The organism is Blautia sp. ZXY-1-C6 (assembly GCF_056339875.1).
Map to the genome: position 1 here is coordinate 1 of NZ_JBWJVQ010000173.1, position 26,733 is coordinate 26,733.

The 26,733-nt window shown below is 42.1% G+C and carries 26 protein-coding genes and 1 riboswitch; of the genes, 5 read left to right on the top strand and 21 right to left on the bottom strand.

What is annotated here, in order from left to right; all coding sequences use genetic code 11:
- Positions 1–38: 38 nt before the first annotated feature.
- Positions 39–1,433 (bottom strand): ABC transporter substrate-binding protein, encoded by a 1,395-nt coding sequence (locus tag AC075J_RS08965; protein WP_025577875.1) that lies wholly within the window; start codon positions 1,431–1,433, stop codon positions 39–41.
- A 394-nt stretch (positions 1,434–1,827) separates the two neighbouring features.
- On the opposite strand from AC075J_RS08965, the gene AC075J_RS08970 reads away from it, so the two are divergent.
- Positions 1,828–2,751 (top strand): ArsR/SmtB family transcription factor, encoded by a 924-nt coding sequence (locus tag AC075J_RS08970; protein WP_118338962.1) that lies wholly within the window; start codon positions 1,828–1,830, stop codon positions 2,749–2,751.
- Positions 2,752–2,804: 53 nt separating this feature from the next.
- Here AC075J_RS08970 and AC075J_RS08975 read toward each other — a convergent pair whose 3' ends face one another.
- Both AC075J_RS08975 and AC075J_RS08980 read right to left on the bottom strand, forming a co-directional pair.
- Positions 2,805–4,379 (bottom strand): glycoside hydrolase family 43 protein, encoded by a 1,575-nt coding sequence (locus tag AC075J_RS08975; protein ID WP_118338961.1) that lies wholly within the window; start codon positions 4,377–4,379, stop codon positions 2,805–2,807.
- Between the two features lie 44 nt (positions 4,380–4,423).
- A complete protein-coding gene (locus tag AC075J_RS08980) occupies positions 4,424–5,380 on the bottom strand; it encodes a glycoside hydrolase family 43 protein (protein ID WP_118338960.1) in 957 nt (318 codons plus the stop codon).
- A 186-nt stretch (positions 5,381–5,566) separates the two neighbouring features.
- On the opposite strand from AC075J_RS08980, the gene AC075J_RS08985 reads away from it, so the two are divergent.
- Positions 5,567–6,490, top strand: a complete 924-nt coding sequence (locus AC075J_RS08985) for an ArsR/SmtB family transcription factor (protein ID WP_118338959.1) — start codon at positions 5,567–5,569, stop codon at positions 6,488–6,490.
- 95 nt (positions 6,491–6,585) lie between these two features.
- Here the strand turns inward: AC075J_RS08985 and AC075J_RS08990 are convergent, their stop codons facing one another.
- From AC075J_RS08990 to AC075J_RS09025, 8 genes are all read right to left on the bottom strand, one after another.
- Positions 6,586–8,514 carry a glycoside hydrolase family 127 protein gene (locus tag AC075J_RS08990; protein WP_173706334.1) on the bottom strand — a complete coding sequence of 643 codons (1,929 nt, stop codon included), beginning with the start codon at positions 8,512–8,514 and terminating at the stop codon, positions 6,586–6,588.
- Positions 8,511–8,783, bottom strand: a complete 273-nt coding sequence (locus AC075J_RS08995; RefSeq protein WP_118758993.1) for a DUF6171 family protein — start codon at positions 8,781–8,783, stop codon at positions 8,511–8,513. Before AC075J_RS08995 ends, AC075J_RS08990 begins: the two co-directional genes overlap by 4 nt.
- A 179-nt stretch (positions 8,784–8,962) precedes the next feature.
- Positions 8,963–10,465: an alpha-N-arabinofuranosidase gene (locus AC075J_RS09000; protein ID WP_118758992.1), complete on the bottom strand. Its 1,503-nt coding sequence runs from the start codon at positions 10,463–10,465 to the stop codon at positions 8,963–8,965.
- A gap of 378 nt (positions 10,466–10,843) precedes the next feature.
- Positions 10,844–11,680 carry an alpha/beta hydrolase gene (locus AC075J_RS09005; protein ID WP_055060150.1) on the bottom strand — a complete coding sequence of 279 codons (837 nt, stop codon included), beginning with the start codon at positions 11,678–11,680 and terminating at the stop codon, positions 10,844–10,846.
- Positions 11,681–11,786: 106 nt separating this feature from the next.
- Entirely contained in the window at positions 11,787–12,038 is a 252-nt protein-coding gene (gene spoIIID, locus AC075J_RS09010) for a sporulation transcriptional regulator SpoIIID (RefSeq protein WP_022380265.1), read from the bottom strand.
- A 271-nt stretch (positions 12,039–12,309) separates the two neighbouring features.
- A complete protein-coding gene (gene sstT / locus AC075J_RS09015; RefSeq protein WP_476390252.1) occupies positions 12,310–13,536 on the bottom strand; it encodes a serine/threonine transporter SstT in 1,227 nt (408 codons plus the stop codon).
- A 162-nt stretch (positions 13,537–13,698) separates the two neighbouring features.
- On the bottom strand, positions 13,699–14,322 hold the full coding sequence (locus AC075J_RS09020) for a GTP pyrophosphokinase (protein ID WP_055053319.1): 624 nt from the start codon (positions 14,320–14,322) through the stop codon (positions 13,699–13,701).
- On the bottom strand, positions 14,312–14,449 hold the full coding sequence (locus AC075J_RS09025) for a hypothetical protein (RefSeq protein WP_173679452.1): 138 nt from the start codon (positions 14,447–14,449) through the stop codon (positions 14,312–14,314). Before AC075J_RS09025 ends, AC075J_RS09020 begins: the two co-directional genes overlap by 11 nt.
- 234 nt (positions 14,450–14,683) lie before the next feature.
- Between AC075J_RS09025 and AC075J_RS09030 the strand changes: the two genes are divergently transcribed.
- A complete protein-coding gene (locus AC075J_RS09030; protein WP_044956362.1) occupies positions 14,684–14,956 on the top strand; it encodes a type II toxin-antitoxin system RelB/DinJ family antitoxin in 273 nt (90 codons plus the stop codon).
- A complete protein-coding gene (locus AC075J_RS09035) occupies positions 14,949–15,215 on the top strand; it encodes a Txe/YoeB family addiction module toxin (RefSeq protein ID WP_055199882.1) in 267 nt (88 codons plus the stop codon). Before AC075J_RS09030 ends, AC075J_RS09035 begins: the two co-directional genes overlap by 8 nt.
- A 30-nt stretch (positions 15,216–15,245) precedes the next feature.
- Here AC075J_RS09035 and fucO read toward each other — a convergent pair whose 3' ends face one another.
- Both fucO and AC075J_RS09045 read right to left on the bottom strand, forming a co-directional pair.
- Positions 15,246–16,391, bottom strand: a complete 1,146-nt coding sequence (gene fucO, locus AC075J_RS09040; RefSeq protein WP_055199902.1) for a lactaldehyde reductase — start codon at positions 16,389–16,391, stop codon at positions 15,246–15,248.
- Positions 16,392–16,621: 230 nt separating this feature from the next.
- On the bottom strand, positions 16,622–17,194 hold the full coding sequence (locus AC075J_RS09045; protein ID WP_173679468.1) for a TetR/AcrR family transcriptional regulator: 573 nt from the start codon (positions 17,192–17,194) through the stop codon (positions 16,622–16,624).
- 354 nt (positions 17,195–17,548) lie between these two features.
- On the opposite strand from AC075J_RS09045, the gene AC075J_RS09050 reads away from it, so the two are divergent.
- Positions 17,549–18,031: a DUF2284 domain-containing protein gene (locus AC075J_RS09050; RefSeq protein WP_022380841.1), complete on the top strand. Its 483-nt coding sequence runs from the start codon at positions 17,549–17,551 to the stop codon at positions 18,029–18,031.
- A gap of 62 nt (positions 18,032–18,093) precedes the next feature.
- Here AC075J_RS09050 and AC075J_RS09055 read toward each other — a convergent pair whose 3' ends face one another.
- From AC075J_RS09055 to AC075J_RS09090, 8 genes are all read right to left on the bottom strand, one after another.
- A complete protein-coding gene (locus AC075J_RS09055) occupies positions 18,094–19,065 on the bottom strand; it encodes an ABC transporter ATP-binding protein (RefSeq protein WP_055199883.1) in 972 nt (323 codons plus the stop codon).
- On the bottom strand, positions 19,058–19,843 hold the full coding sequence (locus AC075J_RS09060; protein WP_055199884.1) for an ABC transporter ATP-binding protein: 786 nt from the start codon (positions 19,841–19,843) through the stop codon (positions 19,058–19,060). Before AC075J_RS09060 ends, AC075J_RS09055 begins: the two co-directional genes overlap by 8 nt.
- A 126-nt stretch (positions 19,844–19,969) precedes the next feature.
- Positions 19,970–21,526, bottom strand: coding sequence for an ABC transporter substrate-binding protein (locus tag AC075J_RS09065; protein WP_055199885.1), 1,557 nt, complete (start codon positions 21,524–21,526; stop codon positions 19,970–19,972).
- A 96-nt stretch (positions 21,527–21,622) separates the two neighbouring features.
- Positions 21,623–22,447, bottom strand: a complete 825-nt coding sequence (gene nikC / locus AC075J_RS09070; protein WP_025580828.1) for a nickel transporter permease — start codon at positions 22,445–22,447, stop codon at positions 21,623–21,625.
- Positions 22,448–23,386 carry a nickel ABC transporter permease gene (nikB, locus tag AC075J_RS09075; RefSeq protein ID WP_055199886.1) on the bottom strand — a complete coding sequence of 313 codons (939 nt, stop codon included), beginning with the start codon at positions 23,384–23,386 and terminating at the stop codon, positions 22,448–22,450. It abuts the gene before it with no gap.
- 197 nt (positions 23,387–23,583) lie between these two features.
- Positions 23,584–23,777: riboswitch (cobalamin riboswitch) on the bottom strand.
- Between the two features lie 163 nt (positions 23,778–23,940).
- Positions 23,941–25,305 (bottom strand): DUF4832 domain-containing protein, encoded by a 1,365-nt coding sequence (locus tag AC075J_RS09080; protein WP_070102114.1) that lies wholly within the window; start codon positions 25,303–25,305, stop codon positions 23,941–23,943.
- Positions 25,298–25,969: a DUF4956 domain-containing protein gene (locus AC075J_RS09085; RefSeq protein WP_008707171.1), complete on the bottom strand. Its 672-nt coding sequence runs from the start codon at positions 25,967–25,969 to the stop codon at positions 25,298–25,300. The genes AC075J_RS09080 and AC075J_RS09085 overlap by 8 nt, the downstream gene beginning before the upstream one ends.
- The gene (locus AC075J_RS09090; protein ID WP_055199889.1) at positions 25,966–26,718 is read right to left on the bottom strand and encodes a polyphosphate polymerase domain-containing protein; all 753 of its coding nucleotides are present in this window, start codon (positions 26,716–26,718) and stop codon (positions 25,966–25,968) included. The genes AC075J_RS09085 and AC075J_RS09090 overlap by 4 nt, the downstream gene beginning before the upstream one ends.
- Between the last annotated feature and the right edge of the window lie 15 nt (positions 26,719–26,733).

Here is a 26,733-nt window from a genome sequence, read left to right on the forward strand (position 1 = left end):
TTCATTATTCACTTGATCAGTGAACTATTATCATCTTATTATTCACATTCGAAATCAAGATAATCCTGTGCATCCTGAAGCGCTTCATCTACATCCATGCCATCCTCTAATACATTGTTCAGAGTTGTTGTACACATGTAATCGTTCAGTGTCGGAGAGTTCTTTGTTGTGTAAATAGTTCCGATTGCATCGTTTTCAGCAAGTTCATTCAGAACTTCGTATGGTTTTACACGGAAGAATGTGTTATAAGTATTGGATTCATCATATGCGAAATCTTCGTCAGACCATAATGCTGTGTTGCAGACGTCAAATCCAAGTTCGTTCCAGATCAGGTTTTCACCTTCTTCAGAGCATTTAGCCCATGCAAGCCATTCAGCTGCAAGTTCAGGATTCTCACACTGATTTGTTACAACAGTACCTGTACCACCGATACCAACGGAGCATTTCTGTCCTTCTTCAAATACAGGGCATGTTGTGATGTCATATTTGCCTTCCATCTCCGGCATGTAATCTTTGAAACGGCTCATGTACCACATAGCTTTCGGGAAGGAAGCAATTTTACCTTCCATGATGTTGGAGAAACCAGCTTCAAGGTCAACATGTCCGTCTGTGGATACCATTGCGATTCCATCGTTTAACCAGTTCTGCTGCATTGTGAGCATTTCTTTTACAGAATCAAGCTGTACGTTTACAGTTCCGTCCGGACCGCCTGTCCAGTCTTCACCATTCTCAGCCATTGCAAGCCACATCCAGTCAACACCGCCTGTATCAACAGAAGTTAAGTACACTTCACCGTTGGAAGCTTCTTTTAATTCTTCACCAAGTTTTGTATAATCATCCCATGTCTTTACAGATTTGTAATCTAATCCATAAGATTCAAGAAGATCTGCGTTCCAGTACATAACAGTTGCACCTACATGGAAAGGAACACCAAGTCTTGTTCCGTCAGCTTTGGAATAAACATCAAGTCTTGACTGCACCATTGTATCTTCATAAGGAGCAAGTGCATCATTCATGGAATACAGAGGGCTGTCATCACCGGAATAGTTCGGGAACTGTCCGATCTCGATATCGCAGAGGTCAGGAGCACCGGATCCTGCCTGTAAGGACATCATTAATTTGTTATGCATATCAGAGTATGGATATGTACTGAATGTAATCTGGATCTGTTTGTCCGGATTCTCTTCATTCCACTTATCTACCATCTGACCATAAAACTCATTATGCAGGTCTACGAATGACCACATCTCGAATTTTGTTCCATCATCAGGACCTACGGTTGTTACTGCTGTAGGCTCTCCTTCAGCCGGTTCTTCGCTCTCAGCAGCTTCCTCTGTTGTGTCTTCTTCTGCAAAGACATTCACTGCCATGCTCATACTGGACACTGCCATAGCCGCAGTCATAAGTAACGCGAACAATTTTCTTCTCTTCATAAAAAGATCCTCCTTTTTTGCATTTCTTTGCGCTCTTCCGGTTTCAATGATGCCATTGTACAAACCCCATAATCATTTCGTATTTTTTTAAAATATATAGTCCATCTTTTTGTTATGGTCATTTTGCACAACTTTTTTATTTTCAGCTCCGGTTTATGTTGATATTATATAATTCTTTCCTGTAAATGTCAATATATTTTTGATTTATTTTTATTATTTTAGTTTTATCTAAAATAAATGCCCGTTATTTATTCATCAATCTATCTATTTTTTTGCTATTTCCCTATATTTTTTTAACCAATTTTATGGTAAAATAACTAATCAAAACGTATTTTTCTAAAAATTCTTATTTAGTGTTATATACCTGTAAATACAGTCAAAAGGAGGTTTTTACATGAAATCCTGTTCTGTTTCCGATGGTCTTGCCATCTTCAAAGCTCTCGGTTCCCCTGTCCGTGTACAAATTTTGCGTCTGATCCAAGAAAGAGAAGGTCTGAATATTAAACAAATTGCACAAAACCTGAAAATTCCCGTTACAACCCTGTCCCCTCACCTTAATCTTCTGGCCGAAGCCGGGCTGATAGAATTCAGGGATGAATCTCTCTCACACGGAACACAGAAACGCTGCTATTTTATAAAAGACTGGGATCAGCTTCTGGTAAATATGGCGCTTTACGGTCCTGATCTGCAGACTTACAGTGCAGAAATCGGCGTGGGACATTTTTCTGATTTCTCGGTAACTCCCACCTGTGGTATGGCAACTTCTACTTCTTTTGTGGGACAGTTGGATCAGCCACGGTATTTCATACACCCAGGCAGCCGCCAGGCAAGGATCGTCTGGTTCACCACCGGATATCTGGAGTATATACTGCCCAATTTCATCCCTGATCACAGCGTGATTGAAGAACTGACAGTTTCCTTTGAGATCAGTTCCGAAGCCCCCCGATTCTGTAATGTGTGGCCTTCTGATATTACCTTTTCCCTGAACGGTGTAATCCTTGGCACCTGGACCAGCCCTGGTGATTATGGGGACCGCAGAGGGAAATACAATCCTTCCTGGTGGTTTTCTTTTCTGAATCAGTATGGTTTGCTGAAAAAACTGACGATCACCCCTGAAGGCACTTTTCTGGACACAGAAAAGCTGTCCGATGTTTCCACCAGACAGCTTGCACTCACTGATCAGTCCATTATGAAATTGCGCTTTTCTGTTCTTCCGGGCGCCGAACATCCCGGCGGGTGTACTCTTTTTGGTGCAGGTTTCGGAGATTATAACCAGCATATACGGATTACCATCGGTTATCATCCCGAAAACATCTGATTTCTCCGCCTGACTTCAGATTTATATACTGCCCCGAATACTCCCACAGCCATTTATGGCAACAGATATTTCACACCCCATATAGTTTCATTATTGTCACCCTTAGCGCTGAAGCACATCGTATCATTGCCTGCCTCATCGGTCATTTCCAGGACAACTCCTGTATAAGTATTTTCACCGAGAGTCACATCAATATATGGTGTGCCTTCTTCTGCTTCCCATTTGCCTTCCAGTTCTTCTCCGGTAACTGTTCCGTCTGCATTAAGTTGAATCCTCTGCGGTTTATGTACCCTGTCCGAAATATCCGTACCATGATTTACCAGATAAAAAGTACCCTGGATTTCATCTCCGGAATATCCATCCTCTTTCAACGTCTCGCCGTCTGTGGCAAATGGCGCAGCAACCAGCCATCCGTCTTTTGTGCGGAACAACTGATGTACACGAGGCTCATGAAGTTCTCCGGTTTTAGCAAAACGCTGATGATAGACCAGGTATAATTTACCATCTTCATCTTCAAATGCAGTCTGTCCGCCTGGCGCCATATAGGTCTGGGTAAGACTCGGGAATGTATAATTTCCCATCATTTTCAGTCCATGATCTTTATGCTCCACAAATAAATACATATCCTTCCCTGCTGCATCTGTATAAGTTCCGTCTACAGTGTCACAGCGGAAGAGACGCATTTGATAACCTCCTTTTGCCTGCAGATTTCCATAGGACAAAAACAGATAATAATATCCATTGGTCTCATCATACATAATATGCGGGCCTTCGATGGAGTTGTGATAACCACCGAGAAGTTTCTTGCCATAATAGCTGTCCACATGATTTTCTTCGTCTGCTTCCGGATAAATCGGATAGCCGGTCTCTTCATCAATCTCAATCAGAAAAATACCGCCGGACCAGGAGCCATAAACCATCCACATACGCCCGTCTTTATCATAAAAAACATCCGGGTCAATACAGTTTGGCCAGTTATTATTGTCATAAGACGCTGCTGTATATGGCCTTGGGTCTGTTCCCATCAGTTCTTCGATATTACTTTCCTTAACATCATGATAGCTATAACCAGAGTACAGGAATGTGTCCTCATAGTGATACGGACCTTCAATATCATCTGCTGTTGCAAAGCAGATATTGGATTTCACATAAGAAGATGTGGTGCAGAAATACATCACATATTTTCCCATTTTTTTGTTATAGATGACATCCGGTGCCCACACGGAATAACCACCTTCCTCGTTCTTTCCTACATAAGTAAACGCTGCCGGATCGCCGTCTTCTTCTCCGTCAAAAAGATTGTCAAACAGCTTATTCTCTGCATTGACCCCGGAGGAAAAACCGGTCCAGTTTCTCAGATCTGTGGACTTCGCAGATTCCATATGGGAGCCAAAGATATAGTAAGTGTCATTGTCTTTGATGACAGATGGATCATGCACGGAAGCTCCGGCAGTAAAGCCACCTTTCTTAATCTTGCTCTCAATATCATCTGCGCCTGCTGTTTCTTTTTCGTTTGCCGCATCTGTTGTCTCTGCTGTGCCATCAGCAGCTTCCGCAGCATATATACTCTGTGCTCCGAGAAGCATCATTCCTGTCAGCCCCAGGATCATTCCCCATTTTTTTCTCATACCAGCTCTCCTGTTCTCCAAATATTATTCTCTCTCAGATTACGTTAATCTTCGTAAGAAAATATCGGTGCGCCTGTTTTTTCATCCCAGCGGATTTTCATCAGCATGGCATGACGGTTTGGATTGTACAGCGGATTCCCTTCAATCTCTGCTTCTGTTCTCGCATGATAAACCATGACCGGATTTCCTTCTTCGTCTTCAGTGAAGGAATTATGCCCCGGTCCATAGATTCCTCTGGATTCATCTGTACGAAGAACCGGATAACGTTCTTTTGTCCAGGATTTCGGGTCAAGAAGATCAGAATCTTCATCTGCTGCAAGCATTCCCATACAGTATGCAGCGCCTGTCTCAGATGCAGAATAAGTGAGATAAATCCTGCCGTCATGATGAATAACTGCCGGTCCTTCATTCACCCAGAAACCAACTCTTTCCCAGTCATAATCCGGTGAAGTGAGAAGTACCTGAACGGTTTTCAGTTTATACGGAGTTTCCATTTCCCCAATATAAAGATTGGAAATCTGCTTGCCGACTCCTACCTTCTCAGCCCATACATAGTAATGTTTTCCTTTGTTTTCAAATACTGTTGCATCCAGAGAGAAAGCTTCAAAAGAAAATTCATCTGCATCCGCACGTCCCATTTTGCCTTTCTCTGTCCAGGCTCCTGTAAGCGGATCTGTATCTGCACATTCCAGCACATATGGGCGGATTGCCCAGATATCATCTTTGTCCCCGCCCGCAAAATAGATGTACCATTTTCCGTCCAGATAATGAAGCTCAGGTGCCCAGATATGTTCGCTCATGATTCCTTCTTTGTGTTTCTCCCAGACTGTCACTTCTTCCGCATCTTTCAGTCCTGCCAGAGTTTCGCTTCTTCTCAGCACAATCCGGTCATAGGCCGGTATGGATGCTGTAAAATAATAGTTTCCGTCTGTGTGGCGGTAAACATATGGATCTGCTCTCTGCAGAATCCATGGCTTATTATACTTAAGTTCTTCACTCATTGTGTGTCCCCCTGTTCGCTTTTATTTTAGATTTATATAAATTATTTTTTATATATTTAAAAGTGTACTGCATTTTTCAGAAAATATCAACTATATTTTTTTCTTTTCGTTGCACATTTTTTGCAGATTCGTTATAATTTACCGTAAACGTTACAAAATCATTTTTAACAGAAAGGGAAATCCGTTATGTTATATATTAAAAGTCTGGAGCAGGCGGTTCCTGTCTTCAAAGCTCTTGGTTCTGACATCCGCATACGGCTGATCCAGACTCTCCTTGAGCATCAGGAAATGAATATGAATGAACTGGCTTCCAGTCTGGGGATTACCAACGGTGCCCTGACCAGCCATGTAAAGAAACTCGAAGAAGCCGGAATTCTCGCAATTCTTCCAGAGCATTCCGGTCACGGAAACCAGAAGGTCTGCCGCATTAATGTTGACAAGATTTTGGTTGATATTGCCTCTAACAATGACAGTCCGGCTGAAGACAGTTACTCTATTGACATTCCGATTGGCAACTACTTTAATTATTCTGTTTATCCGACCTGTGGGCTGTCTACTACCGATAATCTTATTGGTGAGGTAGATGATCCCCGTTATTTTGCTCATCCGAGCCATGTAGATGCAAAGATTTTATGGTTTGGACGGGGATTTATTGATTACCGCATTCCAAATATGCTGCCTCCGGGACAGAAGATTGACCGGCTGACACTCTCCTTTGAAATCAGTTCAGAAGCTCCCGGAGTCAATAATGACTGGCCTTCTGATATTTCCTTTTTCCTGAATAATACAAAGGTCGGAAGCTGGACAAGCCCCGGGGATTTCGGTGATGTCCACGGTATGTTCACCCCCGACTGGTGGTTCCCGAACTGGAATCAGTATGGTCTGCTGAAGATGCTTGTCATTGACCGTCACGGTACTTTTATCGATGGATTAAAGATCTCTGATGTGAATACACAGCAGCTCACTTTTACCTCTCAGGATGATATGGTATTCCGTTTCCAGGTGGATGAACCATCTCAGAATATCGGCGGTCTGACACTCTTCGGAAAAGATTTCGGAAACTATAATCAGGATATTAATGTGAAAGTGCATTATACTCCAAATGTATAATTTTACAGAGTATCTGAAAACAGTAAAAGCAAGGAACCGATGTGTTTTGCCACATAGTTCCTTGCTTTTATTTTATATTCCCTCTGATTTTCCGGTTATTCCCCACGCATCCAGACTCTCATCTGGTTTTCTCCGCGGTTGCCCCATGTATAATACGGCACTGCTGTCAGTGTTGTCAGCGTTCTCACCGGTGCAACTTCACTGTACAGAGAATCTCCCACTGTCTCCAGCTTACGTGCTTTGATCTTAAGCAGGACGCAGCCTTCCAGCAGACCCTCTTTGCAGACTTCCTCTTCCATCTTTGCATCTTCAAAGATGTGGTAAGACTGAAGCAGACCCGGATTATCCACACCCTCGAAACAATAAACCATCGGCCCGCGCATAAACGCTACACAGCCGGCATCTTCTCTTACTTTAAGGTTTGCATAAATCTTGCGGATCTTCATCGGGAAAACAAGTTCTACTTCATCATTTTCCCACACTCTCTTAAGGATCAGATATCCCTTTTCCACATCTGCCGTGATATCTTTCACTTTTCCATTTATACGTACCTGAACAGAACCCGGGCGTACCCAGGATGGGATATGGATTCCCAGGATAGTCTCTTCCTCTGTTTTTCCGGTTATATGATAGGTCACTCTGCCATCCCACGGATAGTTGCTCTCTACAGTTACATCCATCTTATCAAAGTGCGCTTCTGTACCTGCCGGGATATGAGAATAAACTCCATCTTCTGTCTCACTCCACAGATATTTACCAAGAGACATCAGCAGACGGACTACATTGGGAGGGCAGCATGCGCATGTATACCAGCCCGGACGCTCCGGCAGAACATGCTTATATCCGTATAATTTCCCGCTGACTCCAGGTTCTGTTTCCAGTGGATTTACATAGAAAAATTTCTTTCCGTCAAGCTGCATTCCGCTGATGATCCCATTATAAAGTGCACGTTCCATCACATCTGCATAGCGTCCATCCATTACATTATCAAGCATCTTTCTTGCAAAAAATACCAGTCCGATAGATGCACAGGTTTCCGCATAAACGGTGTCATTCGGCAGATCATAATCAATGGTAAATGCTTCTCCGTCTACGGTACTGCCGATTCCTCCGGTGATATACATTCTCTTCTGAGTCATGTTCTCCCAGAGATCACAGCATGCCTGATAGAGTTTTTCATCTTTGTAAAGAGAAGCCAGTTCTGCCATGGCAGTATACATATAAACAGCACGGACACTGTGTCCTACTGCTTCTTTCTGCTCATAGACAGTAGCATGTGCCTGATTATATTCTCTGTTATGCACATCCATATCAAAGTGAACCCAGCCTCTTTTTTCCCTCTCTTTGACAAAGTAATCCGGATCTTTTCCACGCTGTTCAATAAAATATCTGGCGAGGTCTTTGTAATTTTCTTTTCCGGTCACTTCATAGAGACGCAAAAGTCCCAGCTCGATTTCCTGATGTCCCGGAATCCCCGGTTCTTTGCCTTCTTCTGTTCCAAAACGTTTCCCGATATGTTCTGCCATGCGCTCCATCACATGAAGCAGACGGTCTTTTCCAGTCACCTCATAATAAGCCGCCGCTGCTTCCATCATATGTCCGGCACAGTATAATTCATGGCATTCCTGTAAATTCTGCCAGCGGTGTTCCGGCTCTTTGATTGTGAAAAAAGTATTCAGATAACCGTCATCCTGCTGCGCTTTTTCAATAATTTCAATAACCTTATCTGCACGTTCTTCCAGTTCAGCATCCGGACGGACTTCCAGTGCATACGCCACACTTTCCAGCCATTTGGCAACATCACTGTCCTGGAAAACCATTCCGTAAAACTCACCCTCTTCCAGTCCTGCTGCAATGCGGAAGTTTGCCAGTGCATGGCTTTTCTCCACTCCCGGAATCTCATCATTTAATATTTTCTCCTGATAAGGAATTACTGTATCCATTACCAGTTCCTGATATCCTCGCCAGAATTTATCCGTTACTTTTACCTTATTTAATAACCTTTCTTTTAAACCATCTCTCATTTCTGCGCCTCCCATTTTGCCGGCAGATCCGGACATTTTCGCACCTTCTGTACAGCCCGCAGTTCCACAAAGCATCCGCAAAGCCTGCACATCCCATTCATTAAGCGGTCACAGGTGCTGCATATGTTAAGCCTTTTTTCGTAAATCTGCTGGTCTACTTTCAGATCCTCATCCATGCGCTGAATGTAGCGTGACAGATCCTCGTAAAAAGTCTCTTCATTATTCTGTCCGGGCAGACATTTTCTGCACACACGCAGCTTCCCGTTCATACCTTAGTCTCCTTTTTGTTTCCATTATAAATATTCACAGAAAATACCTGCCTGTTTTGTCAGAAGCGGCATTTTCTGTGAATCTGTAAAGTTCATTCATTTTTATACAAAACTCTTTATCTGTGTCAAGCGAATAAAATCATCCGCTTCACTACCTAATTCGACTAAAAATCTTGTAATTATCTTACTTCCAGATGAAGAACACTGCATTTAGGAATTGTGAATCTGATTCCTTCTGCTGTTTTTTCTACTTCGTTAAATTCTTTTACACGTACCTGGTCCGGTGTTTCGAAGGTATTCATTTCGTGCATTTCGCCGTGTACGATCTCACCTTTAACTTCATTTACCTGATAGTCTGTAAGGATAGTTCTGATCTCATAATCTTTATCCAGTGACAGGTTTGTCAATGTGATATGTACAGCTCCATCTTCTGCTACAGATACAGATTCTGTCAGGTTCGGTACCTGCCACTCTTCTTCCACACCGATGGTTTCTGTTTCGATAGAACTGTCTACAAGCATTGCATCCTGATGATATTTGTACATATCAAATACATGATAGGTTGGTGTCAGGATCATATCAGCACCATCTGTAAGGATAACGGACTGAAGAACATTTACGATCTGCGCAAGGTTTGCCATCTTTACTCTGTCACTGTGTTTGTTAAAGATATTCAGAGTGATACCTGCGATCAGGGCATCTCTCATTGTGTTCTGCTGATACAGGAAGCCAGGGTTTGTGCCTGGTTCCACTGTGTACCATGCGCCCCACTCGTCAACGATCATACCGATCTTTTTCTCAGGATCATATTCGTCCATGATATGTCCGTGACGCTCGATCAGAGTTTCCATAAAGAGCGCTTTATTCAAACTCTTATACCATACCTTATCATCAAAATCTGTAGCACTTCCCTTGATTTCCCATCCTTCCGGATGTACATAATAATGAAGAGAAAGACCATCCATATTTCCGTGAAGTTCTTTCAGGCAATGATTATGTGTAGTCTTTAATACTTCGGAAGTCCACTCATAATCATCTACATTGGCACCACAGCAGACTTTGTGGATTGGGTAATCCGGATGATAATTGCGGACATAAGTCTGATAACGGCGGTATTCATTTGCATAGAAGTCAGGATTCATATTTCCGCCACATCCCCAGTTCTCATTTCCAACTCCAAAGAAATCCAGTTTCCATGGTTTCTCATGTCCGTTTTTCTTACGGAGATCAGCCATCGGGGAAACACCCTCGAATGTGATATATTCTACCCATTCAGACATTTCCTGAACTGTTCCGCTTCCCAGGTTACCATTAACATAAGCTTCGCAGTCAAGCTGCTCACAGAGTTCAAAAAATTCATGTGTACCAAAGCTGTTATCCTCTACCACACCGCCCCAGTGTGTGTTGATCATTTTTTTACGTGTTTCCTTTGGTCCGATACCGTCTTTCCAGTGGTATTCATCTGCGAAGCATCCACCCGGCCAGCGAAGTACCGGAATCCTGATATGCTTCAGTGCTTCTACTACGTCTGTACGCATTCCGTTCTTATTCGGGATCTGGGAATCCTCACCTACATAGATTCCTTCGTAGATACATCTTCCCAGATGCTCTGAGAAATGCCCATAGATTTCTTTGTTGATTTTGCTCTGTTTCTTTGATGGATTAATTACAAGCTTAGTCATTTTTACCTCCACAGTTTATGATTTCAGGTTTTTATTTTACCTTTTTCTAAAATAATATACTTTATTTTGCTTTTTCATTATACACAACTTCTGTCTGATATTCAATATATTTTCTGCAAAATTGCTATGATAATTTTGTATAAGAGTTACTGTTCACATACCACTATCCCGAGACATACAAGCCAAAATTCCATTGCCGCAGGCAATCTGGAATGAATTTTGGCTAAGTTACTGTGAACGGAGTGAACAGTAACGTATAAGAAGGAGTCCTGCCCATAGAACTTTATTCTGTTACAGAAACATTACGGAGTAATTTCCTGCAACAGAAATAAAAAGAGCCACAACAGATTTCATATCCATCTGTTGCGACTCTCTCATTTACAGTCCTACATTCCCGCTGTTCATCCCTTCTTTACTGTCCTTATCAAGTGGCAGCCAGTCCAGTACTTTCTTAATATAACGGTTCCAGAAATCCCACTCATGTGCTCCCGGACCTTCCTCGTAAGTTACATCCACACCCAGTTTCTGCATGGTATCTCTGAACTTACGGTTCGGAGGAAGAAGCGGATCATCCAGTCCACAGGCAAGGTACATATGCGGAAATGGGATTCCATCTTTTTTCATATTTTCGGCAATCCATTCCGGATTGATCTCACAGTCTTTGATCCGGGACAGATCTCCAAATACACTCTCCAGAAAACTTTTTTTCTCAAAGAACATAGGAGAACTGTCATCTGCTATCCCCATTTTTTCAAGTATCATGGCTGAAGAAAGGCCTGCGATATATCCGAATGTATCATGGTATTTCAGACCATTTCGGATTGCACCGTATCCTCCCATAGATAACCCGGCAATAAATGTATCTTCTTTTTTGTATGATAACGGAAACATTCTTCGTGTGATCTTTACAAGTTCTTTTCCGATAAATTCACTGTAGTTTTCATTTGCATTCGGATGATCCATATAGAACATATTTGCTCCGGAAGGCATAACTACTGCCAGATTCTTTTCTTCTGCCCATCGCTTAATACATGTTCCTGTTACCCAGTCTGTGTAATTTCCCATTACTCCGTGAAGCAGATACAAAGTCTTAAACGGTTTGTTCTCTTCTTCTGTTTCTTCTCCAAAAAACACTTTATCAACCGGCAGGATTACATTCATCGTTACCGGACGCATCAGTGCTTTTGAAAAGAAGTTCACTTCCATTAATGCCATCTTCTTATCCTCCCTTATGTTTTTGCAAAGCCTTTACAGCATTTTATTATACAAAAAACACCTGAAAAAAGCTACTGTCATATCCGACAGCAGCTTCTTTTACGCTCTAATGCTGATGTAAATATTTTTCTCTTGTAGCGAGCCCACCTCTGATATGCCGCTCCTGCTTGTTCACATCCAGAACCTGTCTCACTTCACATGCCAGTCCCGGATTGAGCTGACTGAGACGGTCAGTGCAGTCCTTATGTACAGTGCTCTTACTAATCCCGAATTTCTTCGCCGCCTGACGCACCGTTGCCTTTGTATCAATAATATAATTTGCAATTTCCACTGCCCGCTCCTCGATATAATCTTTCACGGATAAGCCTCCGAAGACGCTGTTTTTACAGTGTATGCACAGAAATTCCCGAATATGTAGCAATCATTTTTATAGTTGTGCCTTATATGAAAGAATCCTGCTTGCAGGATTCTCCGCCTGCGGCGGGTCGCTTCAGCGACATAATTCCTCTCCGTCGCAGTGCGATCCTGCCCGAAGGGCTTTTTTATGTTATAGGAACATTACAGAGTAATTTCCTATGACATAAAAGAACGGCCGTCCATACCGGACGACCGTTTCGCTCATTGCAATCTTATTTAAATTTAATCTCTTTCCCTTCAAGTTTCCACTGTCTGAATTCTGCGGAAGCAGATAACAGAAGATCTGAAGAAGAGTTCAAAGCTGTTTCTACAGAATCCTGAACTACGCCAATGATAAATCCTACTGCAACAACCTGCATGGAAATGTCATCTGAAATTCCGAACAGAGAGCATGCCATCGGGATCAGAAGAAGTGATCCGCCGGCTACACCGGAAGCGCCACATGCTGACAGAGCTGCAAGAAGACTCAGGATAATTGCTGTCGGAATATCTACATGAATACCAAGAGTAAATGCAGTTGCCATTGTCATAACCGTAATAGTGATAGCCGCACCATCCATATTAATAGTTGCACCAAGCGGAATGGTTACAGAATAAGTATCTCTGTCCAGTCCCATCTCTTCACAGACTTTCATGTTTACCGGAATATTAGCTGCGGAACTTCTTGTAAAGAAAGCTGTCAGCGCACTTCTCTTCAGGCAGTGGAAAATCAGCGGATATGGATTCTGGCGGATACACCAGTAAACCAGAAGCGGATTGGTCACAAAATAGATAAACAGCATACATCCTACAAGAAGAAGCAACAGTTTTCCATAAGTCGTAAAGATATCCAGACCGTTTGTAGATACTGTGTTAAATACCAGACCAAAAATTCCAAAAGGTGCAAGATTAATGATCCAGGTTACTACCATGGAAATACCATCTGCAACATCAGCCAGAACCTTCTTTGTCATCTTATCAGCTGCACGAAAAGCAAGCCCAAGAAGAACAGCCCACATCAGGATCCCTACATAGTTTGCATTTACCAATGAAGATACCGGGTTGGCAACTACGTTCAGAAGCAGGTTATTTAATACCTCAACGATACCCTGTGGTGCACTTGTATCTGTTGCTGCATTTGCAAGTGTCATCTTTACAGGAAATGCCATACTCGCAAATACTGCAATCACTGCTGCCAGAACTGTACTGAACATATAGAGAATGATAACTGTCTTAATAACTCCTCCGTGAGATTTTCCTGCATTACACAGGGAACTGATAACCAGGAAGAATACCAGCAAAGGTGCGATTGCCTTTAACGCGCTTACAAAGACATCACCCAGAATTGCGATTCCTGTTGCCTGCGGTACAGCAATTCCCAGAATCGCACCCAGAATCAGGCCAACCAGGATTCTCTTTACAAGAGCAATCCTGGTCCATTTGTCCCAAACTTTTTTCATTTCTTTAATCCTCTTTCCCTTTAGTTTGTTAAAACACTAATCCGGTACATTATAAAGGAATTTTTAAAAAAGTGCAAGGATTTCTCTACCCGGTCAGCAAAAATTCATATCCTTTTACAAGGATTTCGTAGGTAATACAAACTGTATTTTCATAAAGCGCTACTATACAACTACTGTTCTTTTCTCCTGTTGATGATCCGTCTCATTATATTGCTCAAAACGGCTCTCAATCTCTACCAGCATATTTGCATATTCTCGTAATTCATCTCTGAGCTGTTCTTTATCTGTTCGTTCTTTTTTATAAGAGATCCTGTGTTCCATGCTTGCCCAGAAATCCATGGACATTGTTCTAAACTGTATCTCCACAGGAAAATATTCCATTCCATCCAGACAGTACACCGGCACACCTACGATCACATGATAGCTTCGGTATCCGTTTGGTTTCGGATTTCCGATATAATCACGTTCCCTGATCACGATCAGATCACTCTGGCTTTTCAGAAGCTCTGTCAGATTATAGATATCATCTACAAAATAGCAGATCACCCTGACACCTGCAATATCCTGAAGATAATCCTTCGCATTCATCACAGTAGGTTCTTTTCCCTTTCGCTGCAGTTTCTCTTCAATGCTCTGTTTCTTCTTGATCCTGCATTGGATGTTGTGGATCGGTCTTGCAGATGCGTCACCGTACAGGTTGTGATTCAACACATCAAGACGTGTGAGAAGCATCTGTTTAGCATCTTCATATGGTTGTATAAATTCATAATATTCTTCATCTGTCATAACTTATTTCTCCTGTAAAAACCTCTGCAGTTATTCTTCTGCCTTTCATATTTCTTATTCTGTACTTCTTCGCAGAACTTATCTTTTTTTCCACATTTGTACTGCAAAATAACCATTTTTTCCCCATTACGTCTCCATCATACAAAAGAAATGTGTTTAATCAGTGTTCCAATTCTAATCATTTTATAAACAAAATTCTCTATCAGTTACATGCTCTCCAATAAACTGATTTCATTTTACCTATTGCCATTTACTCTATGTGCGAATATATATTTTCATTTTGAATATATTTTATACTATATGATTGCAAATATATTCTATTTGCAGTAAAATATATTAAAAGACAAAAAGGAGTGATATCATGACAACCATTAGTTTACGTATGGATGATCAAATGAAAAAAGAGCTTGATGAAATGTGCGAAGCAATGGGAATGAATATTTCTACTTTCTACATGATCTATACAAAAAAGGCACTAAGAGATCGTAGAATACCATTTGACATTGAAGCTCCGGCAGATCCATTTTATTCTGAACAGAATATGGCACAGCTTCGCAAATCTGCTCAACAAGTAAAGGAAGGTAAAATAATAACAAAAACAATGGAAGATCTGGAGGCAATAGCGTGTGAGTAATATTTCATTTTCAGAAGATGCTTGGGAAGATTATCTTTACTGGCAACTTCAAGACAAGAAAACACTAAAGAAGATCAATGAATTATTGAAAGAAATACAACGGACACCTTTCTCAGGAAAAGGTGAACCAGAAAAACTTCGTGGTGATTTAAATGGAAAATGGAGTAGGCGAATCAACTTCAAAGACCGTTTGGTTTATGAAATATCAGATGAAACAATTATTGTAATCCAATGCAAAGGCCATTACAGCGATAAATAAAAAAGTCCCCCCCGCAGGGGGCTTTTTTATTTACATAATCTTACGGAACAGGTCTTTCAGATCTTCTACGCTTGCATCTTTCGGGTTTCCCGGTGCGCATGCGTCTGCATGTGCGGATTCTGCCAGGAACTGGAGATCTTCTTCTTTGATTGCTTCCAGTTTAGTCGGGATTCCTACATCAACAGAGAGTTTCTTAACAGCTTCGATTGCTGCTTTTCTGTATTCATCCTGAGACATTTCATCTACGCCTTTGACACCCATTGCTCTGGCGATCTCACGATATTTCTCACCTGTGCATTCCTGATTGTATTCCATAACGATCGGAAGCATCATTGCGCAGGCAACACCGTGTGGTGTGTCATAAACAGCACCAAGTGTATGAGCCATGGAATGAGCGATTCCAAGACCTACGTTAGAGAATCCCATACCAGCGATATACTGTCCAAGAGCCATTCCTTCACGACCTTCTTTTGTGTTTTCAACAGCACCGCGGAGAGATTTGGAGATCAGCTCGATTGCTTTTAAATGGAACATATCTGTCATTTCCCACGCAGCTTTTGTTGTATATCCTTCGATTGCATGAGTGAGGGCATCCATACCTGTGGAAGCTGTCAGTCCCTTTGGCATGGAGGACATCATTTCAGGATCAATAACTGCGATGATCGGCATGTCATGTGGGTCAACGCATACAAATTTACGTTTTCTTTCTACATCTGTGATAACGTAATTGATAGTTACCTCTGCTGCTGTACCTGCTGTTGTCGGAACTGCAATGATCGGTACACAAGGTTTCCTGGTCGGAGCTGTACCTTCCAGACTCCTTACATCTTCAAATTCAGGGTTTGCAATAATAATACCGATTGCTTTGGAAGTGTCCATGGAAGAACCACCGCCGATTGCGATCAGATAATCCGCTTCAGAATCCTTAAATGCCTGAACACCGTGCTGTACGTTCTCGATTGTCGGGTTCGGTTTGATGTCTGAATACAGTTCATATGCAAGTCCGTTTTTCTCAAGAATATCTGTAACTTTACTTGTTACATGGAATTTTACAAGATCAGGATCAGAGCATACGAAAGCTTTTTTAAAGCCATGTGCTTTTGCTTCGTTTGCGATTTCCTCGATTGCTCCTGCCCCGTGATAAGAGGTCTGATTTAAGTTAATTCTGTTTGCCATAATGATTTCCATTCCTTTCAGTATTCTGCAGTATTATAGCAATCCTCTTAAATGCATTATTTACGAGGATTGCTATAGGTAAGCTTCCGCATCGCTTATCTTTGTTATTATATTAACAATATGAAGTAAAAAAAGAAAGTTACACTTTGGCTCAAATGTAACTTTCTCACAATATTTGTGCAATAATGCCGAAAAACCAGGTGCAAAATTATGCACTAATATTGTTATATTTATGACAATATTTCCAGCTTTTCAAACAATTCCGAGAGTTTTCCCGGCATCCCGTCAACTAAAATTTTCGCCAGTCCCTCCGGTGCACATTCCAACTCTCCCAGTACCCATTTTACAGTCATATAAATAGAACTCTGGCAGTACATTTCCAGAATACAATGTATAGTCTCATCCGGGATTCTTCCTGTTTTCTCACGGATCAGATTCTCATAGAAGTCCAGAATCAGTTCAAAATCATGCTGGCGCAGACTGTTCTGACTGTCATATTTAAATGCTGCTGCAAAGAAAACATGCTCTTCCTGAATATAGGTAAACTTCTTTACCAGAGCATCATAAACAGTTTTCCCCATTCCCATATGCTCAAAGGATTTCGCCAGAAGCTTATCAAAATACCAGTTGATCAGGTCAAATTTGTCCATAAAATTCCGATAGAAAGTCTGCCTCGTAACACCACAATTCTCTGTAATCTGTTTTACTGTGATGTTATCTACAGACATCGTTTTCATACATTCCTTCATTGACCGCGCAAGACGGTATTTCGTTTTCTCACCCTTACCTGCTTCATTTATCATATCCATACAAATTCCTCTCACAGATAAAACTTCGTGTGTTCATTATATCAATTTCTTCCTTGTATTTCCAGATAGTTTCTTCCTGAAATTCGTATTTTAAGGAGCATATTTTAGTTATTGTTCACACACCACTATTCCGCGAGGTGTTTTGGCATGAATATGCCAAAATCCCGAGACATACAAGCCAAAATTCCATTGCCGCAGGCAATCTGGAATGAATTTTGGCTACGTTACTGTGAACGGAGTGAACAGTAATATATTTTATTTTGATTTTTCTGTTTTTATTTACTTCAAAATGTTATAATCGTAAAAGATAAAAAGTAAATAATCCGCTTTAAGAAGGGAGACATTCTTATGGATTTAATAAAAGAAGCACTTTCCATGGGTTTCGCAGATGCGGCGATCATGGATACAAAGGATCTGGTATTTGTGCCGGAATACAGACAGTTCTGCGAGGACAATCTCTGTGGAAATTACAACCTGGTTCCTGCATGTCCGCCTGCCTGCGGTACTGTAGAAGAAATGCAGGCAAAAGCATTGAAATATGAAAAGGCACTGGTTCTCCAGACTGTTCTGAAAGATCCAATTATGGATCCGGCTCTTTTCAAGCAGGCGAAACATGCACAGAATATTCTTACGGAACAGCTTGCCAGACAGATGCAGGAAGCAGGAAAAGAAGATATCCTGATCATGAGCGCAGGACCGTATAAGAATTGTTCCTGTATGTCCGCCTACAGTGTAGATGCACAGAAAATGGCTGATGCAGTAGGTATGGTCTGCTGGGCAGATGATTCAGATGTGAGATTCTTTACACAAATCCTGTTTCATAAAGACTGAGCATTACGCAAAAGAGACTGTCGCACCGGAAAATTCCTGATGTGACAGCCTCTTTTTCATTTTTATATCTTTTGTTCTTCCACATAAAAGCATGCCACTGCATGTCCGGGAGCAATCTCTTTCAGCTTCGGCATCTCTGCCTTACATCTGTCTGTGCAATGCTCACAGCGGTTCTGGAAAGGACAACCCTTGGGTACATCCAGAGGACTTGGTGCTTCACTCTCGATACTTTGGATCTTCTGGCTGGGATCCATGTGGATAGAGAATTGCGCACCCAGGAGTGCCTGTGTATACGGATGCACTGCATGCTCTGTAACATCTTCACCGGGAATAACCTCTACGATATTTCCCAGATACATGACAGCAATCTGATGGGCAAAAGAGCGGATCAGCGCCAGGTCATGGCAGATGAAAAGCATGCTGATATTTTTTTCTTTCTGAAGGCGTACCAGAAGCTCGATCACAGACTCCTGCACAGAAACATCCAGCGCAGAAGTCGCCTCATCGCAAACCAGGATCTCCGGTTCCAGTGAAAGCGCTCTTGCAATACTGATTCTCTGTCTCTGTCCGCCACTCATGTTGTGAGGATAACGATCTACGAAATCTCCCGGCAGCTCTACCATTTCCAGCAGTTCTCTTGCTTTGGCTTCTTTCTCGCTTTTCTTTAATTTTCCGAAGTTGATCAGCGGCTCTGTAAGGATATCCACAATCTTCATCTTCGGATCAAAGGATGCCAGCGGATCCTGGAAAACCATCTGCATATTCTGGCGGTTTAACCATGTTTCCTTTTTGGAAAGGTCAGCAAGGTTTTTGCCATGATACAGAATCTCACCGCTGGTAGGCTTGTCAAGGGAAATAACCATCCTTACGAATGTGGATTTACCACATCCGCTCTCTCCTACAATTCCTAATGTCTTGCCCTTATAGACATTCAGGTTAATGTCATTGCAGGCTGTCAGTGTCCGTCCATGAGAGGCCGGAAACTGTTTTACAATGTGCTTTGCACTGAGTACGATATCTGATTCCTTAAACAAAACGGCGTCCCTCCATTTCCGGTACTGCTGCCAGAAGCTTCTTTGTATAATCACTGGTCGGATGATTCATGACCTCATCCCTTGTTCCCTGATCCACCACTTTGCCGTTCTGCATAACGATCAGCTGGTCTGCCATGTAAGCAGCTACACCAATGTTATGGGTTACGATGATGATGCCTGTGTGGAAATCGTCACGCAGTTCCATCATCTGACGGACGATCTGCGCCTGTGTGGTCACATCCAGTGCACTGGTTGGTTCGTCTGCCAGAAGCAGTTCAGGATTAAAGGTCATTGCCATGGCAATACCCACACGCTGACGCATACCACCGGAAAGCTGATGAGGATAACTGTTCATAATATTCTCTGCTTCCGGGAGACGCATTTTCTCCAGCATGCTTACTCCTTTTTTCCACGCTTCATCTTTTGACACTTTTGAATGAGTACAGATGTATTCCACGAACTGGCTTCCAATCTTACGGATCGGATTCAGGGTTCCGCCGCAGTCCTGGAAGATCATGGATATACGTGTTCCTCTTAACTGTCTCCATTCATCCTTGGTATTGGTCAGCAGGGATTTTCCGTTAAAGAGGATATCTCCCTGTGTTACCTTACCGCCCCCGGCAAGTGCGCCGAGGACAGCTCTGATAACAGTGGTTTTTCCACTTCCACTCTCACCTACAACACTGATGATCTCGCCCTTCTTCATGTTCAGGTTGAAATGCTCGATAGTAGGTGCCTGCTTTCCATACCGGACTGAGAGATCCTTTATTTCAAGCATAAATAACGCTCCTTCTTACTTGTTGCTGTGTTTTTTGGATTATATCTGTGTCCATCTTTTCTGATATCCCGATGAACAGACATAATCCGTGCAGTCTCATTCAGAAATTAATATCTCTGAATATAATTACTCAGCAAGTGTGATGTCTTTTGTCAGCCAGTAGTAATCCATCGGATACATCTTCACGCCTGTGACTCTCTTGTTGGAGAACAGATAAGTTGTCTCATATCCGAAGAATACAGTTGCTGCATCATCCATGATATCCTGCTGGATCTTGATGATCAGGTCTTTTCTTTCTTCTTCGTCAAATGTTCCTGCAAGCTCATCAAGAAGTTCATCTACTTCCGGATTGTTGTATCCTGCTGTGTTGTTTGCAGATTTGCTGTACCAGTTCTCTCTTAAATAGTTCTCCGGATCTCCTGTATTAGCTACAAGTACGTTCCAGATAAGAAGGTCATACTGACCGGAATCTCTCATGTCGAGAAGTGTTTCATAGCTTACTGTATTCAGGTTTACATTGATACCAATCTCTTTCAGGCTGGCCTGTGCTGCCTGTGCGTAAACACCAAGCTCTGCACGGCTTGTATAGATAACGAAATCAAGTGTCAGAGGATCTCCGTCCGGTGTTTCCACGAATCCGTCACCGTCTGTATCTTTGTATCCTGCTTCCTCAAGGATTGCTTTCGCACCTTCCGGATCATAGCTGTTCTCATCGTTCAGATCATCAAATCCGAAGTCAAGTGTGGGAGGTACCGGCGCTTTACCTGCTGTAGCTCCACCCTCAAGAAGAACGTCACAGTATGTCTGTTTGTCAAGTCCGCGCAGAAGTGCCTGACGAAGCGCTTTATCGCTGAGTGCACGGCCTTCACTCTGGTTCATGAATGCATATGTGGAACGCAGGGACTGAAGCTCCTGGATCTCATAATTGTCATTTCCTTCAAACTCAATAAGGTTCTCTGTCTTTAAGTTATAAGCAATATCGATCTCGCCTGTCTGAAGAGCCATGGAACGTGTTGTCTGATCATCTACACATTTCAGTGTAACCTTATCCAGCGGCACCTCTCCATCCCAGTAATTCTCATTTTTTGTAACTACACAGGAATCTGTAGGGCTGAAAGATTCTACCTTATATGGTCCTGTACAGATCGGTCCTTCCATTGCAAATGTAGAATCATCTACGTTTGTATCTACGATCAGGAATAATGGGTCTGCAAGGCTTCCTGCCATGTTTGCGTTTGCTCTGTTTAAGTGGAAGATCAGGTTCTGTCCGTCTACTTCCATGCTGTCCAGATCAAAGAACTCCGGTACTCGGTCACTCTTGTCAACTGTACGCTGAATAGATGCCATTACCATCTCCGGTGTCATATCATCACCATTGGAGAATTTAACGCCTTCACGAATCTTGAATGTCCATGTTTTTCCGTCTTCGCTGTTCTCCCAGCTTTCTGCCAGACAAGGAACGATCTCACCTTCTTCATCGAATTTGGTAAGGCACTCACCGATAGCATAACGGGAAACAACCCAGCTGAAGTACTGCTCTGTAGGCTCCAGAGTATCAGCAAAGCTTGTTACACCGATTGTGATCTCTTTTGCATCTGCTGCGTGAGTTACGGTTGCCATGGAAAATGTCATTGTACATGCAAGTGCTACTGCTAAAACTTTTTTAAATAATGTATTCTTCATATATTCCTCCTGAAATATTTAGGTAAGTGGTGAAGTCCACGGTTCAGTACGGAAGCCGCAGAACTCTTTGTTTTTATTTTCTTATTTTATATTTTCTTACTCCTGTCTTGGGTCAAGAACGTCACGGATGCTGTCACCAAGCATGTTGAAGATAACTACGCAGATTACAATCGCGATACCTGGGTAGATCATCAGCCATGGTGCTTTTGCCATGTAAGTTCTTCCCTCGTTCAGCATCAGTCCCCATTCCGGTGTCGGCGCTGTAGCACCAAAACCAAGGAAGGATAAGGATGCCAGTTCCAGCATCATGGTTCCGATATCTGCTGCTGCAGTTACTACCATCTGAGTAACCATGTTCGGAAGAACATGTACAAGCAGGATCTTCCATGTCCTGGTTCCGTTTACGACTGCTGCTTCAATATAAAGGTTCTTCTTTACTCTCAGTACCATGCTTCGTGCAAGACGGGCATATTTGGTCCAACTTACCGCTGCAATGGAGATAACGGCATTCACAAGGTTTGGTCCCAGCATACCGGCGATTGCGATTGCAAGCACCAGACCGGGGAAAGAGATCATCATATCTGCGATACGCATGATCACACCGTCCACGATTCCTCCGAAGTATCCGGCGATCACTCCAAGAAATGTACCGATCACAAAGATAACTGCCACCAGACATAAGGTCATAATCAGAGAAGTTCTGGTTCCAAAAATAACTCGTGATAACAGATCACGTCCCAGCTTATCTGTCCCAAAGGGATGTGCAGAACTTGGAGCCTGAAGTGATTCCAGCATCACTGCATCCAGCGGGTCGTAGGGTGCGATCTGTGGGGCAAACACAGCCACACCGACTACGACCAACGCCAGTATCGAAAAAAGGGTAAACTGCTTATTTTCTTTAAATACTTTCGCTAACTTCAATTATCTATCCTCCTTAAGTCTTGGATCCAGATAAGTATAGGACAGATCCACAAGCAGATTGATACACATATACAGAATAGCGATCCACAGTACATATCCCTGAACCAACGGATAATCACGGCAGGAGATTGCTTTGACTGCCATATTTCCCATACCCGGCCAGTTGTAGATAATCTCAACGACTGCAGTACCGCCAAGAAGACTTCCCAGGGAAAGTCCAAGCAGAGTTACCAACGGAAGCATTACATTTGGAAGAACATGTCTCCATAAAATCACACGCTCCTTAATACCTCTCATACGTGCACCTGTTACATAATCCTGATGAAGTTCCTCCAGAACCGCACTTCTTACCTGTCTGGTATATTTTGCAGACATGGCAAGAGCCAACGTAAGTGCCGGCAGGACCATCGCTTTGAAATCAGTGCTTCCTCCTGCTACATTCACCCAGCGAAGCTGTACACCGAAAATACTCAGTAAGATCAGGCCAAGCCAGAAGCTTGGTACGGATACCCCGATAAAAGTAATTCCTCTTACAAAGTAATCCGGGAATTTGTTCTGATACACTGCTGCCAGGATTCCCAGCGGAATGGAAATCACGATCATCATAAGCAGTGCCAGCAGAGACATCTTCAGGGTTGGCCAGAAACAGGATACAAGTTTCTGTACCACCGGCATCTTAAAGGAATAGGACTGTCCCATATCTCCGGTGAGTACACCCTTCAGCCAGGTTCCATACTGTACAAGAAAGGGCTGGTCAAGTCCCAGCTCATGCCTTGTCTGTTCCAGAAGCTCTGGTGTGGGAAGATTACCGCACTCTGTCAGCATGATCTCAGCCGGATCACCAGGAGACAGATAAGTCAGTCCAAAGGTCAGAAAACTGATACCAAACAGGACGATCAGAATCTGCAGAAATCTTTTCCCGATTTGTTTTTTCGTCAAAATAATCTCCTTCCTACATCTTTCGTGAATTAAACCAATACCGGAAATGTTTCTGATTACTTTTACTCAGTAACATGGGGAATCCCCCCATAGGGGTTAATTTTCAGGCAAAAAAATAGCCCGCAATATGAAAACATCATACATACGGACACAAAATGACATGAAAAAATTATGCTTCCTATCTACCGTAAGAATCATTCCTATCCCAATTGCAAGCAGTTCTCCTGACTTAAGTTCATCACTTCGAAATCGCCTTCCCGGACCAACTTTAAAATCACATGGTCCAGTGACATTTTTCATTCCGAAGCTCCCTCTTACAGTGACGGGATCGTACCGGACTTACACCGGTTTCTCTATTAATCCTTGCGGAACTTACAACGACTGGTTCAAAACCAATAAATGTTATTTAATTTTTACTATAATATTATAGAATAGTTTTTTTTACTTTGTCCAGTAATTAGCAAAAAAAATCAGATTGTATTCAAAAACATACAATCCGATTTTTTTATTCCTTTTACTGTAACAGATAAACGAATCATTTTTATTCTTCAATATTATTTGCTAAAAAGATAATTTTTCCCTTCGTTATAAGTTCCCTTCATTGAAAGTCGAACAGCTAATTTCCCAGTCATCGGATCTTCAATACCTATACTGATCTTATATTTCTTTCCGGCCAGTGAGATCATCTTTTTTACCTGCATTCTTGTTTTTGTCTGTAAAGTTTCTTCCGGCAGAAGTGATTTTAACGAAATGTCAACCGCTTCTTTTTCAAGACTATTTCCATCCTCATCTTCTACCAGAACCCATACAGGCCAGTCTTCATAAAATGCTGCAACTCCATCATTCTTCCATTTAAGATTCAGGCTGACATACCCCGGCATCTGAATAAGGCTTGCTTGCGAAATCCACAAACGATATCCCATGCTTCCTAAAACTTTCCTATAACCGTTTTCATAAGTTTTATCCGCTACTTTCGGTCCAAGAAAAGTAGTATGTGCTTTCTTTATCAGATTTATTGTCTGATCCAGATTTGTGTCAAGCAACTCTTTCATTGTAATTGAACTTGTAAACTCACCTCCGGAAGGAAACTTTTTCCAGAAATCTTTCATTGCGGATAACCCTTTTTTCTCATGAGTCTGGTCAAACTCACCGCCTTCATTAATCCAACGAAACCATTCCTCTGTGCTCTCTGGCTGTCCGGTCATATCGTTGTAGAGACCTGTTCCATAATGTTCTCCCTCACTAAAAGGTCTTCTCATCAGTATCATGGAATCAGGGAAGGCCTCTGTCCATGGAATCATATAACGTTCTCTTACAGATTCTTCTGGCAGACTCTGTATTCCTGCGGAAATATTTACATGCCATTCTCCCCAGTGCCCCAGACTTCCAAGTTCGATATAACTGACCAGTCCATCTCTGCCAAAATGCTCTCCAAGTGCATTAACTGCCCTTTTGTGATATTGTATCATCTGTTCATTATTATAATCAGGAGCATATCCCTTTCCATACTCCATATCATACCAGGTTCCCGCATGATCAGTTTTGTCATATAGCCATTGTGGAATGTCCATATGCTTTTCCTCCCCGGGAATATCACACACAAACCTCAGTACCAGGTGTTTCCCTTCTTCTCTCCATCTGTCAGTCTGATTTTCTCTTTCGATTTTCTCCCAGTCATATTTTCCTTCCTCCGGTTCCAGTTCAGCCCAGGTAATATCCATATACAGTAAAGATATATCCTCTCCTATTGTTTCTTCCCAGGCACAAGGTGCATATCCCATTAATGGATTTCCAAAAATTTCTTCTGTTTTTTCATATATCTGAGTTTTTCTTCCAAATACCATCCATACTCCTGCTGCTATAATAACTAAAAGTCCAAAACCCAACAGAACCAGATATCGTTTCTGACTTTTAGCCATGATATTCTCCATTATACTGAATCAATGTAACATCTTCCACTCCACCGATATCCCGGATTTTTTCCATAAACTCCATATCATTCTGTCTGCAATATATTTCAACTGCCATTTCTGTTTTTTCATTGCGCATAGTTTTTGATTTTACGAAATATTTTCTTTTTCCAAAACAGCGGATAATTTCATCTCCCGCCTGAGTTCCCTGATAATGAATCACTGCAATATAAATTCTTCCATTTTGTTGTTTGTGATAAAACAGGGTGATCATCAGAATGATAATCACAGCTGTCAACAGAGTTAATGCATACATACCTGCACCGGCTGTAATCCCCGATGTGATTGCCCAGAACAGATACAGAAGATCCATCGGATCTTTAATTGCTGTACGAAAACGTACAATAGACAATGCACCAACCATACCAAGAGAAATCACAATATTGCTGCTGATTGCAAGTGTTACCATACAGGTAAGCACTGTCATTCCCACAAGTGTAACTGCAAAACTTCTGGAGAAAATAACTCCAACATAAAATTTCTGATAAACCAGATAAATCACACTTCCCAAAATCAAAGCCACTGCCAGAGCAGCCAATATCTTAGGTATATCATACTGACTGAACATTCCTGATTCCAGTACAGATTTTTTTATCATATCCTGTACACTCATCTTATCATCCTCCCCTGTGTATCATACCAATACTCAAATCCATTCATGTACCGCGTTTTTTCATAACACAGTACATATTTGGAAACTGCTGTAAATTCTTCTGCCTGCGGCGGCAGAAGATTTCTCAGAATCTGAGGCAGCAGCTCCGTAAATTTCACTTCCATGATCAGTTTTCCCGGTTCCAGTACAGATAAAGCCGGAAGCGTACTGTCGAAAATATCATAGCTTCCAACAGCAGCTCTGACATCTGTATCAAATGTGATCCTGACTGTTCCCTCATCCATGATCCATGGTTCTCTCTCATAATCTACGATTGTTCTCGGCCGCATCATATTACTCATACATTCTGTGTAAAATTCCCTGCAAAGATTATACGGACTTTTCAGAAGAAATTCATACTCGCCGGAAAGAATTTTTTGCACCTCATCTTTTGTCAGCGGAGCATCTTCTTTATAAATATAACTGCCGAACTTCTTTTTTCTCTCCAGCTTGATACTTTCAGCACTATAATTATAAATTCGTATCCTGTATTTCTTCCTCATAAGAACGCCGCTTTCCTTTTCTTCATATGCACTGTTCCAGTAATCATCAAAATACAGGCTCCGTATCAGATATCCTCCATTTTCTGCATGAGGATCCAGTTTCATAAGTGGCTTCATCCGAAGATTCAGGACTTCTTTCTCACTGGTACTGATAAGATATTTCCATTCATTACGAAAATGTTCTTTCTTCCTGTCAGCCTTCTTCATAATTGTCTTCCTCTA

What these genes read in the sequence shown, in the direction of transcription:
- AC075J_RS08965 (WP_025577875.1), bottom strand. Translation starts at nt 1,433, where the DNA reads ATGAAGAGAAGAAAATTGTTCGCGTTACTTATGACTGCGGCTATGGCA.
- AC075J_RS08970 (WP_118338962.1), top strand. Translation starts at nt 1,828, where the DNA reads ATGAAATCCTGTTCTGTTTCCGATGGTCTTGCCATCTTCAAAGCTCTC.
- AC075J_RS08975 (WP_118338961.1), bottom strand. Translation starts at nt 4,379, where the DNA reads ATGAGAAAAAAATGGGGAATGATCCTGGGGCTGACAGGAATGATGCTT.
- AC075J_RS08980 (WP_118338960.1), bottom strand. Translation starts at nt 5,380, where the DNA reads ATGAGTGAAGAACTTAAGTATAATAAGCCATGGATTCTGCAGAGAGCA.
- AC075J_RS08985 (WP_118338959.1), top strand. Translation starts at nt 5,567, where the DNA reads ATGTTATATATTAAAAGTCTGGAGCAGGCGGTTCCTGTCTTCAAAGCT.
- AC075J_RS08990 (WP_173706334.1), bottom strand. Translation starts at nt 8,514, where the DNA reads ATGAGAGATGGTTTAAAAGAAAGGTTATTAAATAAGGTAAAAGTAACG.
- AC075J_RS08995 (WP_118758993.1), bottom strand. Translation starts at nt 8,783, where the DNA reads ATGAACGGGAAGCTGCGTGTGTGCAGAAAATGTCTGCCCGGACAGAAT.
- AC075J_RS09000 (WP_118758992.1), bottom strand. Translation starts at nt 10,465, where the DNA reads ATGACTAAGCTTGTAATTAATCCATCAAAGAAACAGAGCAAAATCAAC.
- AC075J_RS09005 (WP_055060150.1), bottom strand. Translation starts at nt 11,680, where the DNA reads ATGGCATTAATGGAAGTGAACTTCTTTTCAAAAGCACTGATGCGTCCG.
- sstT (WP_476390252.1), bottom strand. Translation starts at nt 13,536, where the DNA reads ATGAAAAAAGTTTGGGACAAATGGACCAGGATTGCTCTTGTAAAGAGA.
- AC075J_RS09020 (WP_055053319.1), bottom strand. Translation starts at nt 14,322, where the DNA reads ATGACAGATGAAGAATATTATGAATTTATACAACCATATGAAGATGCT.
- AC075J_RS09025 (WP_173679452.1), bottom strand. Translation starts at nt 14,449, where the DNA reads ATGGGGAAAAAATGGTTATTTTGCAGTACAAATGTGGAAAAAAAGATA.
- AC075J_RS09030 (WP_044956362.1), top strand. Translation starts at nt 14,684, where the DNA reads ATGACAACCATTAGTTTACGTATGGATGATCAAATGAAAAAAGAGCTT.
- fucO (WP_055199902.1), bottom strand. Translation starts at nt 16,391, where the DNA reads ATGGCAAACAGAATTAACTTAAATCAGACCTCTTATCACGGGGCAGGA.
- AC075J_RS09045 (WP_173679468.1), bottom strand. Translation starts at nt 17,194, where the DNA reads ATGATAAATGAAGCAGGTAAGGGTGAGAAAACGAAATACCGTCTTGCG.
- AC075J_RS09050 (WP_022380841.1), top strand. Translation starts at nt 17,549, where the DNA reads ATGGATTTAATAAAAGAAGCACTTTCCATGGGTTTCGCAGATGCGGCG.
- AC075J_RS09060 (WP_055199884.1), bottom strand. Translation starts at nt 19,843, where the DNA reads ATGCTTGAAATAAAGGATCTCTCAGTCCGGTATGGAAAGCAGGCACCT.
- AC075J_RS09065 (WP_055199885.1), bottom strand. Translation starts at nt 21,526, where the DNA reads ATGAAGAATACATTATTTAAAAAAGTTTTAGCAGTAGCACTTGCATGT.
- AC075J_RS09080 (WP_070102114.1), bottom strand. Translation starts at nt 25,305, where the DNA reads ATGGCTAAAAGTCAGAAACGATATCTGGTTCTGTTGGGTTTTGGACTT.
- AC075J_RS09085 (WP_008707171.1), bottom strand. Translation starts at nt 25,969, where the DNA reads ATGAGTGTACAGGATATGATAAAAAAATCTGTACTGGAATCAGGAATG.
- AC075J_RS09090 (WP_055199889.1), bottom strand. Translation starts at nt 26,718, where the DNA reads ATGAAGAAGGCTGACAGGAAGAAAGAACATTTTCGTAATGAATGGAAA.